This is a genomic window from Pseudolysobacter antarcticus (genome assembly GCF_004168365.1).
Lineage (GTDB): Bacteria > Pseudomonadota > Gammaproteobacteria > Xanthomonadales > Rhodanobacteraceae > Pseudolysobacter > Pseudolysobacter antarcticus.
In genome coordinates this window covers 2,036,048-2,050,275 of sequence record NZ_CP035704.1, presented here as the reverse complement: position 1 = coordinate 2,050,275, position 14,228 = coordinate 2,036,048, and the positions used below count along the sequence as shown (strand labels likewise).

Below are 14,228 nucleotides of genomic sequence, written 5' to 3'. Positions count from 1 at the left end.
TTTTACCCGGCGAAACCGCCAGTGATATTCGGCGCTCGGCCGATCACTTCTGCGACGATCCTGCAGCAAATTGCTTCAGCGCAATTTCAGATGCCCACGGTCCACCGTGACTGCTGCCGATATCGATCATTCCCTGCGCGGTTGCGCCGCGATTCCAGTCACGCTGCAATTCGCACAACACACTGATCCAGCTGACCGGCTGCGCACCGAGCTGATAAACGCGTTGCAAAGCCGCTTGATGCGCTTCGACCGAAGTGCCGCCGACCACATCCACCGGCACGAAAATTTCAAAGCCATCACGCAACGCATCCAGTGCCGGGAACGCCAGGCAAACTTCGGTCCATAGCGCGCCCATGATCAATTTTTTGCGTCCAGTGGCTTTTACCGCGGCGACAAAATCGGCATCTTCCCAGGCATTGATGCTGGTCCGATCAAAGCTTGGCGCGCCTTGCATCGCCGCCTTGATCGAAGGCCACGTATCAGGATTCACGCCGCCTTCAACGCCGACGGTCGAAAGAATTTTTGGCAGTTTGAAAAGGTTCGCGGTCTGCGCCAGTGCAATGGTGTTTGCCACCAGATGCGCGCCGTCCATCGAGCGTAGTGTGTTGATCTGCGGCGCCTGGTAATCGATCAGGATCAGCGCGCAGTTATCCGGCGTGAGCAACGAATCGGTCAGTGGATCACGGCGGGTTTGACTGGTCATCGGAATATCCTCGATTGAAATGTTCGGCGATAAAACGCGAACGATGGCGGCACCGGATACGAAGAAATAAAACGCATCCCGCGGCATCGCGAACATCGAGCATGGACGCATGCGCGAGCAGCGACTATTGATCATGAGGATAGATTTTCCGAGCGGAACGAACGATGCGCAGCTAATCCTTTCGGATTAAAGCAATGGATTCATGCGCGGAAAATAATCGCGCTGACATCATCACTAGCGACACGCATGACGCAATCTTGCAAGGCGACAATCAGCTACGAATCAGCCCACGTTGCGTGGCGACGCTGATGGCTTCGGTGCGGCTGATTACCTTGAGCTTGCCGAAGATGCTGCGCAGATGCGACTTCACGGTCGCCTCGCTCACATACAGGCGCAAGGCGATCTCCTTGTTGCTGTCGCCATGCGCAACGCGCGTGAGCACGTCGAGCTCGCGACCGCTGAGCGCAGCGGTGCCGAGACTCGTGATCAGCTTCGCCAACAGCGCTGGCGGAATACAGGTTTCGCCCGCATGTACTCTTCGAATGCAATCGAGCAATTCACTGCGTTGCGCATCCTTGAGCAGATAACCTTTGGCGCCACCCTTGATCGCGAGTGCGATATCGTTGTCGGTATCGAAGGTGGTCAATACGATCACGCGCGCCGCGCTGTCGAGGCCACGAATCGCATTCAGCGCGGCCACGCCATCCATGATCGGCATGCGCAGATCGAGCAAGACGATATCCGGCAAATTCGCCTGCCACATCTCGAGCGCTTCGCGCCCATTGGCGGCTTCGGCGATGACTTGCATGTCCGGTTGCCGGCCGATGATCGCGGCTAGCCCTTCGCGCACGGTCACATGATCGTCGGCGATCAGCACGCGGATTTCCTCCGCGCCAGGGACGGTATTGAATGGATTCGCAGCGGCAGTCATGATTCAGATCTGATGTTCGAATGTGTTGTGATCAGCGCCGGACGTTGCGTCGATTCCGATCGACATTGGCGCGGGCAGAAATCCTTCATGGCCGCGTTGCATTGTCCAACGATAACGTAATCGAAAGGATCGTACCCAGATCACGCGAACTTTGAATCTGCAAATCGCCGCGCATGGATTCGATACGTTCGCGCATTCCGAGCAAACCGAAACCATCGCTTTTTGCAGTGGTATCGAAGCCGCGGCCGTTGTCGCGAAATTCAAGCGAAACCCCGTTGCTGACAAATGCTATTTGTACGCTGAAGTGTGTCGCTTGCGCGTGCTTGAGCACGTTGGTTAGAATTTCCTGCGCGATACGCAGCAGATTTTCTTCCCACAGCGACGGCAACGGCAACATGTCTCCGCGCACAATGAATTCGGTCTGCAGGCTTGTACCTACGGTCATGTTCTTGAAAAGCTCGTCGAGCGCCTCGCACAGATTGTTTTCATCGAGCGCCTGCGGGCGCAACGCCTGCACCGAACGACGCGCTTCACTCAGACTTTCGCGCGCCAGTTTGCTGGCCTGCTCGACATGCCGTTCGGCCGCACCCGGCAGACCTTTCAAGCTTGCGTCGGCCGCGGCTTCGAGTTGCACGATGACGCCGGTAAAACCTTGCGCCAAGGTATCGTGAATATCGCGTGCCATGCGATTGCGTTCGGCGATTACCGCCGAATCGCGGCTCTGCGCCGATAGCCGCGTCAGATGCATCGCCAGCATGGTCTGGTTGGCAAGCGCCTGCGCCAGTTCGATTTCTTCGACACGGAATACGCGCCGCTCGCTGAAGCGCAATCCGATCGTGCCTTCGAGCCGGCCGGCGATCGACATCGGGATCAGCAGCACAGTGATGATGCCCATTGCGATCAGCCGATCGCTCAAGTCGAAATTCGGCGTGTTGCGAATGTCGTCGATCACATGCGGTTTGCCGCTGCGGAAAACCTCCGGCCATTGCCAACTGTCACCCATCGGCAACCACAAGCTCATGCCCGAAAAAGCAGCCTCGGTTTTTTTAATGACCCGGCCGTTCTCGAACGCGAATTCGAAACTGATCAGATCGGTCACTTCATCGCGTTGCCATACACTGCTGCTGTGCGCGCCGAGCTGCTCGGTGATCGTGCGCATCGTGTGTTCGACGATGCGATCCGGGGCCGCTTCCGTAGCCAACGCATCGAGTGTGCTGGTCAGCGCTTCGACCTGACCGCGCGCCAGTTGCTCCGATGCCGCAAGGCTGACTTCGGCGCGCTTGCTCTCGGTGATGTCCATGACGATGCCGAGCATGCGCGTGGCGATGCCGTCGTGGGTGCGATAGATGCTGCCGCGCGCGATCAGCCAATGCACGCTCTGATCCGGCCAGATCACGCGAAACTCCGACGACCAGCTATTCAGCGCCGCTGCCGCCGAGCGCAAGGTGTGTTCGACGCGCAGACGATCATCGCGATGTATATGCTGGATGAATCGCTCCACACCCCAGTCCGGATCCGGGATCGGTGTGGTGTAGCCGAAACATTGATCGTGACGCAACGAACGCCGCGACGTGTCGTTGATGAGATCCAGATCCCAGTCCCCGATCTGCGCTGATTCCAGCGTGAATTGCAGCGCGATCTGGATCTCGCGCAAGCGTTCCTCGGCTTGCTTGCGATCGGTGATGTCCATGACGATACCGAGTACGCGTGCCGCCTTGCCATCGATGATCTGAAACACGCGCGCGCGCGCCGCGATCCAGTGCACGCTGCGATCCGGCCACACCACGCGAAACTCGCAATCCCAATCCAGCTGCAACTCGATCGCGCGTCGAAAACTCTGCTCGACCTTGGCTCGATCCGCCGCATGGACATGGCGCAGGAAAGTGCTCACGCCCCACTTCGCTTCGGCTACCGGCTGTTGATAACCAAAACACTGATCGTGGCGCAACGAACGACGCGACGTATCATGGATGAGATCCAGATCCCAATCACCGACCTGACCCGATTCGAGCGTGAATTGCAGCGCGGTCTTGGCGCGTTCCATCAGCACACGCTCGGTAATATCGACCAACATCGTGCGTGTGTATTTGCCGCTCGGCGCAGGGTTCGACCACCACTCAACCCAGACGCTCGCACCGTTATCCTTGCGATTGATTTCCAGAATCACACCGCTGGTATCGTCGCCGCGTCCGATCGATGCGAATGCGTCGCTGAGGCGCTGCTGGTTCTCCGGCGTGTTCGCGGCCAACGACCTGCCCATGGTCTGTTCGATTTCCTCGCGCTGGATACCGAGCAGTTTCAGCGCGGCCTGATTGGCGCGGATCAGGCGCGAGTCCAGCGCCTCATGCACATACGGAATCGGCGCACGTTCGAACAGATCACGGAACTCCTCGCGCAGCTCGTCATTTTCCGCTGCGAGTATCGATTGCGAGCGTTTCAGATCGTCGATATCGGTATTGCTGCCGCACCACGCGAGCCGCCCCGTGTGCGCGTCCGGCACCGGCGTAGCATGCACCAGAAACCAGCGATACTCGCCATCGAAGCGCCGCAACCGCAGTTCAATCTCGCCAGCGACTCTGGAGGTTTTTATCTGCAACCATGCCGTGGTATGCAGCGCGATATCTTGCGGATGAATCGCGTCACGCCAGCTCCAGTCCGAGATCATCGACGCGCCGAAATATTCCACGCATTTTGTATTGTGGAACTCGATGCGGTCGTCCGCATTGGCATACCAGGCGTGCACCGGTAGCGTATCGGCGAGACTGGCCAGAAAACCCGGCGATCCAGTCGCCGCAAGCTGCGCGCGACAGGTGTCGAGTTCGCGCTTGAGTCGCGTCAGTTCAAGTTGCAATGCATCGTTGCTGCTGGACACGTGTTGCCATTTCCTCGGGAATATTGATGGCGCGATCGGGCGTAGCAATGTGTAAAAAACTTCGCGAACCGGCAGCGGCCACCATCGTAACGCCTGCGCCATGCCATGTGCACAGCCTGCAACATTTCAAAACTATAGCCTGCTTCGGATTGAAATGACCGCGCGCTGTTCCATTTTGCAGATACGGAATCCGAGAGATCTCACGCCGCCGGGGCGTCATCGCTACCGTTTTGGCGCACCTTCTCGATTCCGCTCTGCGCGAGTATGGCGCGATGACGAGCTTGAAAAGGAAGTTGTCGCGGATGCCGCGCACAGGCATCCTGTGGTCAACCGGTTGCCGAGAGTCGCACGCGTGGAACGTCCCGAGAAACTGCAAATTCCGAAACGACGCGGTCGTGACTGGCGTCGCTTCTTGTCGTTGCTCGCGGCAATCGTGTTCTTGCATGCGCACGCGAATCCGTCGGAATCCATTCAGCCGCGCAGCAGCCACGGCGGCAGCGTCACCTGGCATTTGAACCACGGCGTGCTTGATCCGCTCGGAATCCGTATCGACGCGGTCGCAAATAATCTGCCGCAACGCGATTCGCGCAAAAAAAGCAGCTACCAGAATCTGGAATTCTCCGCGCTCGATGCTGACGCGTTGCAGTTGAATATCGCTAATGGCCTGCCGCGCGCATTGACCGGCGGACAGCTCAGTTACCAAGGCGGAATGACGCTGCAATTCCCGGGGGGCAACGCCGATCTGCAAGCGTTTGCGCTGCGGCCGCGCGCCGCCGCGGCGCCATTCGCGCTGGATATCGTTGATCGCCAAGGGCATGTCTGGTTTGTGCTCGGTCATGGCCATTATCTGATCGAAGATGACGGTCGCTCGCTCGCTTTGCGTTACATGAATGTGCGGCTGTCGGCTTATTTTGCGCAGATGCTGCATCGCCCTGAATTGAACGGCCTGGTGGTCGGCGGCATGGATGCGATTTCAAAGTTGGCGCAGACCGATTCCGTGCAGATGGCATGCTCCGCACCGTGGCCCGGGCAATCCGGCGCGCAAGCCAATATCAAGATGGTCTATCAAGCCAGTGATGCCGAGAGCGGTCAGCCGGACGGGATTCATTTCATGCGTTGCGGCCTGCCAAACGGCAGCGGCAGTTACACGCTGAACTCGTGCACCTCGACCAGTACCGATCATTACGCAGTATTTTCGCCGGACACGAGTCTGCTCAACGTCGGCAGCGCGGTCGTGCCGTGGCACAAAATGTTCGCCGGTCCTTTCGCGCCATATGGCAACGATCAACATCCGTTTCTGATCTGGAATCTGTATCGCATCAACGCCGATGGCAGCCTGCGCCAACTCGCGGCATCGGGCGTCAAACATGCGTTCAACACGATCAACAAAACCTGTGGTTGTAGCGACAGCCAGAATAATTATCCAACCTGCGAAGACAGCTACTCGAACTACAGCAACGACATTGCCGCCACAGAGACGCCGAACTATCTGGGACCACGCAGCGAGATCATTCCGGCCGCAGGAAAATTCGGCCGCTGCCAATCGGTGTTCGATCCGAACTGCCTTGGCACACAGAACGCCAACGGCGGCGCGCAGGACGATTTTCAATATCGTGTGGTCGTGCCCGAACGCGAGATCACCGCGTCGCTGCAACCCGGCGCGACTTTTTATTTCGAATACTGGTATGTCGTGCGCGACCAGGTCGATATCTACAACGCGATGGGTTATCGGCCGATCAGTTTCAGCAAAAATGCGCAAGGTTTGTGGACCGGATCGCCGGGCACATTCAGCAACGGCCCGGTGATCAACGCCTGGGTCAATCCGGCAGCACCCGCCACGGGCACGATGAATCCGGAACTGCTGACCAGCGAAGGCCGCGCGCGTTTCGCTGTGACCACCACCGCACTCGGTGCAGGTTTGTACCGTTACAACTACGCGGTGATGAATCTGGATTTCTCACGCGCAGTGATTGATGCGGCGCACCCGAATGAACCAAATCTGCATGTGCTTTCGAGCGATGGATTTTCCGCATTGAATATACCGATCAGTTCCGGTGCTACGATCAGCAATGTGTTGTTCGACGATGCCGATGATGATGCCGGCAACGATTGGACCGTAACGCAAACGGCAAACGCTCTGCATTGGCAAGCGCCTTCCGGCCACCCGCTGAATTGGGGTACGTTGTACCACTTCGCTTTCACCGCAAATCGTGCACCATTGCCGGCGCATTCCGACCTCGCTGTCGCTACGCCGGGATCGCCGACGAGTTATTCCACCATCACTTTGGCGCCGCTCGATGAGGTCATTTTCAGCGATGGTTTTGGCACTCCATAACTGGCGTCGGATCGGCGTATTGGTCGCGACTTTATGGGTCGCACTGGCACTCGTATTTGCGTCGCATTCGACGCTCGCGGCGCCACCTTGGTGGCAGATCAGCGCCGCGCTCGACTACACGCCGCACGGCACCCAGCCTGGCCTCGCTTTCAGCCTGATCGGCAGCAACAATTGCGCGGGTTGTCATGCCAGCAACAACAGCAGCGATCACGCATTTTTCCCTTGGGATACGTGGTCGGGATCGATGATGGCGAACGCCACGCGTGATCCGTTGTTCTGGGCGGCGCTGGATGTCGCCAATCACGATCAACCCGGCATCGGCGATTATTGTTTGCGCTGCCACACACCGAGCGGCTGGTACGGCGGTCGCGTCGTGAAAACCGGCGCGGGCGGCACCACGGTCGACGGCAGCAACGGTTGCCTGCTACAGGGAAACTACGCGTCCGGCGACGGTGGTGACTTCGGCGGCGAATCCTGCCACTTCTGCCATCGTCTGCAAGATACCGGGCCGCAAGGCCAGCCGATCTACCTCGAAAACGCGAATGCATGGCTGGATGACGGCGATTGCAACGGCGGCGGCCAGCCATGCCGACGTGGGCCATATACGTACCCACCGGGTGGCACACCTTCCGCACCGCCGCACGCGTGGGCGGCATCGGCCTATCATCAGCAGAGCCAGATTTGCGGCCTATGCCACAACGTCAGTACGCCCGATACCAGCGCAGGTCCGCTGAAAACCTTGATCGATATTCACGGCAATAACACAGGCATTCCGTTCCCGATCGAGCGCACCTACAGCGAGTGGCAACAGAGCGATTTCAGCGATCTTATTTTCCGCGATGGTTTTGGCGATACGCGTTTTACTCCGGCCCTCGCGCGCAGCCAGCAGTGCCAGGATTGCCACATGCCGAGCAGCCCCGATCCGAACGCGTATGCGTGTGTGCTCACGCCGCCCGGATCGCGTAGCGGCGACTTGCCAACCCACAGTTTCGCCGGTGGCAATACCTGGGTGCCGTCGATTCTGGCCGGTGAATACGGCGCGCAATTATCGCGTACCGCGGCGTACGCGCAGACCATCACCGCGGCACAACAGATGCTGGTCGGCGCGGCGAAAGTCGGCATCACACGCAACAAACTGATCGCCCCCACCGCAACGGTTGCCGGCACTTTGACCTTGACCGCACGCGTGACCAATTTGAGCGGACACAAATTGCCGACCGGTTATGCCGAAGGTCGGCGCGCGTGGATAAATGTGCAAGTGCGCGATGGCAACAATGTGCTGATCGCGGAGAGCGGCGCGTATGATCCGGCCAGTCGCGTTTTGACGCAGGATGCGCAGGCACGAATCTACGAGGTGTCGCAGGGCATCTGGGATGCTGCGAACAGCAGTTGTCGCACCAGCGATGGCAGCGGCGCGGCGCAATTCCATTTTGTGCTGAACAACTGCATCGCCAAGGACAACCGCATACCGCCACTCGGCTTCAGCGGCGGCGGCGATATCGAAACCATGCCAGTTGCACAAACCTATGCGATGGTCAGCGCCAATCCGACGCGACTGGTGAATTACGACGATGCCGCTTACGTATTTAGCGTGCCGCCGGCCACCGCATTACCGCTGAATGTAACCACGACGCTGTACTACCAGACCGCCAGCAAACCGTATATCGAATTCCTCGCCAACGAGGCGCAAGCCAATACCTTCCCCGCCGAAAACAGCATGTGCAGCAGCGCGCCCGATCGACCGTTCGATGTCGGCCCGCAAGCACGCAGCCGCGGATTGTATATTTATCAACTTTGGAACAATGCGGCAAATGATACAACGCAGCCGGGCTACGGTGCTTCACCGCCGCGGCAGATGGGTAATATGGTTAATGTGATTGTTGCGCCTTGAGCGCGGGCGTTGTCGCAGTCAGTTTGGTATGCAAGGATGCTCACTATTTTCAGGCTAAAGAAAACGGCGAGGTTCGGTCGCAAACTTTGCCAGGAAAATGGGTTAAATTATGAATAGATTGACACTTTCCTGTGGGTTCCATCGAAGCCGTGTTTTGCACTTCTACACTAGATGGCCGATTGAAATCGAATAACAACTAGGTGCCAAATCACGTGAACCCGCAAGCTCAAATCAAAAAACCTCGCTCGCGTTGGCTTCTTTTGGCCGGGCCGGTGCTCGGCGTTCTCATGTTCGCGTTGACGATGGCAATCCGAGATGACGTTTCATCCCACTGGGCCAGAGCTGGTCTTGCTGCTCTTGGGGCAGGCGCATTTGCGTTTGGGGTCTTCGTCTTGGGGCGGCAGAAACCGTAACCATGATTTGGTGGTGGCGTTGCGCGCTTCCAAATCACAATCAATCGCTGTGGCACCTGACTATTCAACACGACCGCTACCTGGTGTCGCAAATCCCGCCGCCTCGCGCGGCGCGTTAATTCAAACTCTAGGTTGTACAGAAATGTTCAGCAGACTTGTTCGCTGGTTGGAACAAAATCGCCAATCGCGTCAGGCCAACGACGCTGCATGGTCGCCACTGATGGTGCGTGGTGCCGATAAGCTCACATCGTTTCAGCACCAGGCCGCCCAACAGCTTTGTATCTCCATTGGCCAAGTCGCGCTAGAACGGCTCGGCAAATCTGAGATATACCTCAGCGGCACTTTACCTAGCACACAAGCGATCGTTTTCATCTATGCCGAGGGCGCCCAAATTCACATAGACTCCAAAGCAGTTTTCTTGGCCGAGCGGCATGACTACGCGCAGCCGCAAGAGCTAATTCAGCGGTTTGTTACGGCCGCGAAGCAATGTGCAAACTAACTACTCCGTAAGAGACTTCTGAAAGTTCCTTCGTTAGGCACTTCTCCAAATTTCTGCCCCTCGCACGGCGCGTTGAGTAATAAGTAAATGGACAGAGAAACAGAACCACATCGCGATATCTACGCGGGCATCATAAATCGAGGTGACGTATTCTGGATTGGTCCCGACGAATCGAAAGGATCGGTACCGGGATCGCCCCACCCGCATGTCATCGTTCAAGACGATGTTTTCAATCATTCACGCATCAGCACGGTCATCGTCTGCGCGCTTAGCTCAAACCTGAAGAGAGTCAACGAGCTTGGCAATGTTCTGCTGGAACCCGGCGAAGGCGATCTCGACAAACAAAGTGTTGTCGTCGTTTCGCAAGTATCCTCGTTGTACAAGAGCCGCCTTGGTCAGCACATCGGCACGCTTTCCCACGCACGTGTGGAACAAATACTCGCCGGCATGCGCTTTCAACATGCCTCCTTTTTCGACCGGTCTTGAATTGCCTTTCCTGCATCAGAGCACAATCGAACTTCGACAGGCCCAGCGCCTCGGCAACGTGATGGACTGCGCCATCGCCGACTTCCTTGATCATCTCGATTCTTGCGAGCAAGATCGGGCCAGTTTTTCTACAGCCTCGCTAGACGGCGGAGAAAGGTTATGACGTGCTTGTGGACAATCATTGGGGTCACGGACGTTGCTCGCAGTTTTGAGTGGTACCAATCGCTGCTCGGGTTGCTCGCGACGAAACCTGAGCATGACTATTTTGGGCAGATCATCAACTCGGATGGGGACGTCCTCGTCTGCTTGCATCAATGGGGCGCTCACGAGCATCCGTCCCTGGCCAGTCGGGATACTGCAGAGCCTGGAAACGGTCTGCTCCTGTTCTTTCGCGTAAATGATTTCGATCAGACGTTGTACCGAGCACGCGGCCTTGTCGCAGCGCTTGAGGAGGAGCCAAGCTTGAATCCCAATACCGGCGCGAAAGAATTCGCACTGCGCGATCCGGACGGCTACTACGTGATGGTCAGCGCGCTACCCGCGGTCTAACTCATTCAAACGTTGAGGGTGTAGAAAACCCTGTTGCCTTGGTTGATCGACAAAGCGGGCAAGAAGCGACGCTTTACAATCGAAAATCGGCACGGCAGTAGGATGGACGGATCGACGGAAATTGCCAAATATTTTGTCGTCGAAATTTTTCTACAACCTCGCTAGATGTGATGATAAAAGTTACTGTGCTTCTGACATTTGCCCTGGTCGCGTCGATCATCGGATGTTCTTCATTCGCCGCCGAGCAGCCGCTTGCATTCACTCCGAAAAATGGTTTCGGCGGTGAGAGTGAAGGAAATGGATCGCTGAAATTTTTCTTTGGCAAGCCCCGTCCGTTTCATGTTGAAAGCCACGGCAGCGAGCAGAGCGATGGAACATTTCGCCTTGAGCAAACGGTCACCTTTGAAGGAAAGCCGCCCGAGCATCGCATATGGATTCTTACCACGGTCAGCCCCGATCATTATTCTGCGACGCTGAGTGACGCTGCCGGCCCCGTTACTGGCTCCACATCTGGTGCTGACCTGTCGTTGCAATACCGGGTCAAAGGTCCGTTTGTCATGCATCAGGAGTTGCAGTTAAAGACGGATGGGAAAACCATCGACAACGTTGGCGTCATCACCTTGTTTGGCATTGCTGTTGGCCGCCTGCACGAGACAATCACGCGCAGAGAACCCGGCATCACAACGAAGAAATAATTCACGCAAAAGTCGCTTGGCGGACCGGCTTGATTCAGAAGTTGGGCATAGGACGGCATTTTCACTCAACGTTGGTTTCGAGAACGAGAAATCCATATGAGTTCAGTCTTTGAAAAACTAAACCTGAAGCAACATAACGAGATCGTGGTCATCAACGCGCCTGCGTCTTTCGAGGCCGAGCTGGCGACGCTAAAAGGTGTCACTCTGTTACGTGATCTCAAAAAAGCAAAAGCTGTGCGGTTTGCGTTGCTGTTCGCCACAAAGCAGACGGAGGTCGACAGCCTTTCCAAAACGCTGGTTGAAAAAGCCCGAGGCGATGCTGTGCTGTGGTTCGCTTATCCGAAGGGAGCGTCCAAAAAGTACACGTGCGATTTCAACCGCGACACTGGCTGGAACATCATGCGCAGCAGGGGATTCGATACGGTGCGCGCGGTTGCCATCGATGACGATTGGTCAGCGCTGCGTTTCCGGCGGGTCGAGTTCATCAAGGCCGCAGTGAAAAAACCTGCGGCGACATCGAGTTGATGAAAACGCCCGCGTCGAGAGTTCAGCGCGGACTTTTGTTGATCAAAAGTTTTACGGTGTTTCGAAGCCGTCAATAAAGATGGCGTCGAGATTCAGGCGGAACGCGCGGCGACCATGCGTGCAAGGAAGAATAACCGGCGGAAGCAGTCCACCGCGATTGGAAATTACGTACCAAATCCGTCGCCGAAAATTCGGTCGTCGTCGCCACTGATCGAGAACGCAAGATTGTATTGCGGTGTACCGCCGACGATATCAGTGCCGATGCGCAGCCAGTCCGGAGCAAGATTGGCGTTGCGGATCCATGCCTGCTGATCGCCGACGAACGGCGTACCCGGTGCAACGATCGGTTTCGCTGCCGAGAGCCAATAAAAATTACCGCTGCTGAGCCTGACTTTTGGCACGAAAAAATAATGGCCCGATGCCAACACGATCGGCGTTGCAAATATGACGTTGAATGTCCCCGCCTCAGCTGAGAGCGGACCTTCTCCTCCGGTAGTCTGATTGGGGAACGGATTGATGCCATTGAGCACCGAATTGCCAGCGACGAAACTGGTACTAACGACGCTGAATGTGAAATTGAGCGAGCTGTTGGCGCTGTCGCGCGATACAAAATCGACATCCGCAGGCGAGTTGACCCGCGTCGGCACATGCCCGGCCGGTGGATTGGTCGAGTCGAGTGGAAATACCCGATAGATTTCGACAATCACCTCGCTGATGCTTGCTGCCGATGCCGAACTGGGCAGCAAGCCGGTGAAGGTGGCGCCATGCAACGTCGTCTGCAACGGGAGCAGGAAATCGTCGGCCGCATCGATCGCGAGAAACCCCGCCGATGGTGCTCTCGATCCAGCAGCGAACTGACCATTTGGATTTCCCGTGCTAAAAACAAACGGTACTGCTTGCGCGGAACTACACAGCGTCATCCACAATCCAAACAAGATCGAAACGCGTTTCATGGAATGTCTCCACGTAGGCCGATGGACATTTTGATTCAGCGCGATTGGCAATATATCGGCTACCTCACATCAAACGATTGCAGCGTGACCGGCGTAGTTCCTTGCGGGCCAAACCGGATGCCGTCGTAGTTGATGCTCAGCGGCGGGGTGGCGTTGGTTCTATTGTTCAAATAGATCGCGACGCTGTTTGCTGTGGAAGGCAAGGTCAAGGTGTTTACCAGCAGCGTCCATGTGCCTGCGCTTGCCGGTGAAGCGGTTGTACCACCGACAATATTTCCACTGCTGCAATCGTTGGTGGTGTAGAACACCAGTCCAATCGCGGCACTTGCCAAACCGTTGAATTGGCCAGCGCCCACGCGCAACCAGCCGCCGTAGCCACACGCCCGCGGCGTAGCTGCCGGGCAAACACAGGGTGGAGTTGGCGTTGTAATTGGCGTTGCCGTTGGTCAAGAGCGCCGAGCCCGATCCAACTGTGCCGAGAATATTCTGCGTGGCATCAAAGCTGATGGAGGTGCTGCTTCCCGCCGAAGGCCAACTGCTCACGTTACCAGCGTTGAAATCCGGATCGGGAACGAGATTGGCGGCGAATGCAGCAGGCGCGATCAACGCCAATAAATTTGCGCAGAAAATGGAACAAACGCGAATCGAAACTGCCATGTAAAACTCCTTGACGAGGGGATGCTCGGGAATATCGCTAATCGCATTGTAGGGGTTATGCGTTGCGGTTTGTTGTTATCCGTTTCCGCGTTGTCGGACAACGCGCTTGCATCGGTTGGCGTGACGTCGTGGACGTGGCACGATCCACAGATTGCTTGCCGCGATACCCAGCACAGCGCAGCCATGACAACCGATGCATAAGAACATTAGCGCCGCAGTCGTTTATTTTGCTTTGGTAATGGCTGCCGGCTTCGCGCTCGGTATGCTGCGCTTGCCTTTGCTGGTTCCGCGCATCGGCGAGCGCTGGGCCGAGCTGACGGAAATGCCGATCATGGCGGCCGCGATATTCTTCTCCGCCGCTTACATACTGCGACGCTTCCCTGAAATCAACAAACCCGCAAACGCGCTGATCGTCGGATGGCTGGCGCTGACTCTGATGGTGTGCGCTGAGCTTGGCCTTGCTGTCACGCTGCAAAACCAGACCCTTGCGGAGTATGTAGCCAGCCGGGATAAAGTTTCCGGCACGGTTTACCTGGGCATGTTGATAGTGTTCGCACTGATGCCGTGGTTTCGCCTGCGGCCGCACAAGTAGCTCGACAATAGTGGATGGACATCCAGGTCGACCCAACGCCGGCGCTGCCACGCCATAAATCAGCCATCTTCGACGTCCGGGTGAATAACGGCTCGTTGATGGGTGTGTGGTGGCGAACAGAAGTCCG

13 protein-coding genes are annotated in these 14,228 nt (G+C 57.0%); 8 read left to right on the top strand and 5 right to left on the bottom strand.

The window, feature by feature from the left end; translation table 11 throughout:
• Positions 1 to 43: 43 nt before the first annotated feature.
• From ELE36_RS08685 to ELE36_RS08675, 3 genes are all read right to left on the bottom strand, one after another.
• Entirely contained in the window at positions 44 to 703 is a 660-nt protein-coding gene (locus ELE36_RS08685) for a hydrolase (RefSeq protein ID WP_129832695.1), read from the bottom strand.
• A 271-nt stretch (positions 704 to 974) separates the two neighbouring features.
• A complete protein-coding gene (locus tag ELE36_RS08680) occupies positions 975 to 1,634 on the bottom strand; it encodes a response regulator (RefSeq protein ID WP_129832694.1) in 660 nt (219 codons plus the stop codon).
• Between the two features lie 85 nt (positions 1,635 to 1,719).
• On the bottom strand, positions 1,720 to 4,506 hold the full coding sequence (locus ELE36_RS08675; protein ID WP_165371542.1) for a sensor histidine kinase: 2,787 nt from the start codon (positions 4,504 to 4,506) through the stop codon (positions 1,720 to 1,722).
• 352 nt (positions 4,507 to 4,858) lie between these two features.
• Here ELE36_RS08675 and ELE36_RS08670 point away from each other — a divergent pair, with 352 nt between their 5' ends.
• The 7 genes from ELE36_RS08670 (at position 4,859) to ELE36_RS08640 (ending at position 11,899) form a co-directional block, all read left to right on the top strand.
• Complete coding sequence (locus tag ELE36_RS08670) at positions 4,859 to 6,841, top strand: hypothetical protein (protein ID WP_129832692.1); 1,983 nt, start codon at positions 4,859 to 4,861, stop codon at positions 6,839 to 6,841.
• Positions 6,822 to 8,732 carry a hypothetical protein gene (locus ELE36_RS08665; RefSeq protein WP_129832691.1) on the top strand — a complete coding sequence of 637 codons (1,911 nt, stop codon included), beginning with the start codon at positions 6,822 to 6,824 and terminating at the stop codon, positions 8,730 to 8,732. The genes ELE36_RS08670 and ELE36_RS08665 overlap by 20 nt, the downstream gene beginning before the upstream one ends.
• 315 nt (positions 8,733 to 9,047) lie before the next feature.
• The gene (locus ELE36_RS08660) at positions 9,048 to 9,644 is read left to right on the top strand and encodes a hypothetical protein (protein WP_129832690.1); all 597 of its coding nucleotides are present in this window, start codon (positions 9,048 to 9,050) and stop codon (positions 9,642 to 9,644) included.
• An 87-nt stretch (positions 9,645 to 9,731) separates the two neighbouring features.
• Positions 9,732 to 10,130, top strand: a complete 399-nt coding sequence (locus ELE36_RS08655) for a type II toxin-antitoxin system PemK/MazF family toxin (protein ID WP_129832689.1) — start codon at positions 9,732 to 9,734, stop codon at positions 10,128 to 10,130.
• A 159-nt stretch (positions 10,131 to 10,289) separates the two neighbouring features.
• On the top strand, positions 10,290 to 10,679 hold the full coding sequence (locus ELE36_RS08650) for a VOC family protein (RefSeq protein WP_129832688.1): 390 nt from the start codon (positions 10,290 to 10,292) through the stop codon (positions 10,677 to 10,679).
• Positions 10,680 to 10,849: 170 nt separating this feature from the next.
• Complete coding sequence (locus tag ELE36_RS08645; protein ID WP_129832687.1) at positions 10,850 to 11,374, top strand: DUF3833 family protein; 525 nt, start codon at positions 10,850 to 10,852, stop codon at positions 11,372 to 11,374.
• A 96-nt stretch (positions 11,375 to 11,470) separates the two neighbouring features.
• On the top strand, positions 11,471 to 11,899 hold the full coding sequence (locus ELE36_RS08640; RefSeq protein WP_129832686.1) for a hypothetical protein: 429 nt from the start codon (positions 11,471 to 11,473) through the stop codon (positions 11,897 to 11,899).
• A 164-nt stretch (positions 11,900 to 12,063) separates the two neighbouring features.
• On the opposite strand, the gene ELE36_RS08635 is transcribed toward ELE36_RS08640, so the two are convergent.
• Complete coding sequence (locus tag ELE36_RS08635) at positions 12,064 to 12,852, bottom strand: PEP-CTERM sorting domain-containing protein (protein ID WP_129832685.1); 789 nt, start codon at positions 12,850 to 12,852, stop codon at positions 12,064 to 12,066.
• Positions 12,853 to 13,011: 159 nt separating this feature from the next.
• Positions 13,012 to 13,509 carry a hypothetical protein gene (locus ELE36_RS08630; protein ID WP_129832684.1) on the bottom strand — a complete coding sequence of 166 codons (498 nt, stop codon included), beginning with the start codon at positions 13,507 to 13,509 and terminating at the stop codon, positions 13,012 to 13,014.
• A 193-nt stretch (positions 13,510 to 13,702) separates the two neighbouring features.
• Here ELE36_RS08630 and ELE36_RS08625 point away from each other — a divergent pair, with 193 nt between their 5' ends.
• Entirely contained in the window at positions 13,703 to 14,101 is a 399-nt protein-coding gene (locus ELE36_RS08625) for a hypothetical protein (protein WP_129832683.1), read from the top strand.
• The last annotated feature ends 127 nt before the right edge of the window (positions 14,102 to 14,228 follow it).

Coding starts and splice junctions, on each gene's coding strand:
- ELE36_RS08680 (WP_129832694.1), bottom strand. CDS start 1,634: ATGACTGCCGCTGCGAATCCATTCAATACCGTCCCTGGCGCGGAGGAA.
- ELE36_RS08650 (WP_129832688.1), top strand. CDS start 10,290: ATGACGTGCTTGTGGACAATCATTGGGGTCACGGACGTTGCTCGCAGT.
- ELE36_RS08625 (WP_129832683.1), top strand. CDS start 13,703: ATGCATAAGAACATTAGCGCCGCAGTCGTTTATTTTGCTTTGGTAATG.
- ELE36_RS08660 (WP_129832690.1), top strand. CDS start 9,048: ATGACGTTTCATCCCACTGGGCCAGAGCTGGTCTTGCTGCTCTTGGGG.
- ELE36_RS08685 (WP_129832695.1), bottom strand. CDS start 703: ATGACCAGTCAAACCCGCCGTGATCCACTGACCGATTCGTTGCTCACG.
- ELE36_RS08630 (WP_129832684.1), bottom strand. CDS start 13,509: ATGGCAGTTTCGATTCGCGTTTGTTCCATTTTCTGCGCAAATTTATTG.
- ELE36_RS08645 (WP_129832687.1), top strand. CDS start 10,850: ATGATAAAAGTTACTGTGCTTCTGACATTTGCCCTGGTCGCGTCGATC.
- ELE36_RS08655 (WP_129832689.1), top strand. CDS start 9,732: ATGGACAGAGAAACAGAACCACATCGCGATATCTACGCGGGCATCATA.
- ELE36_RS08635 (WP_129832685.1), bottom strand. CDS start 12,852: ATGAAACGCGTTTCGATCTTGTTTGGATTGTGGATGACGCTGTGTAGT.
- ELE36_RS08640 (WP_129832686.1), top strand. CDS start 11,471: ATGAGTTCAGTCTTTGAAAAACTAAACCTGAAGCAACATAACGAGATC.
- ELE36_RS08665 (WP_129832691.1), top strand. CDS start 6,822: ATGGTTTTGGCACTCCATAACTGGCGTCGGATCGGCGTATTGGTCGCG.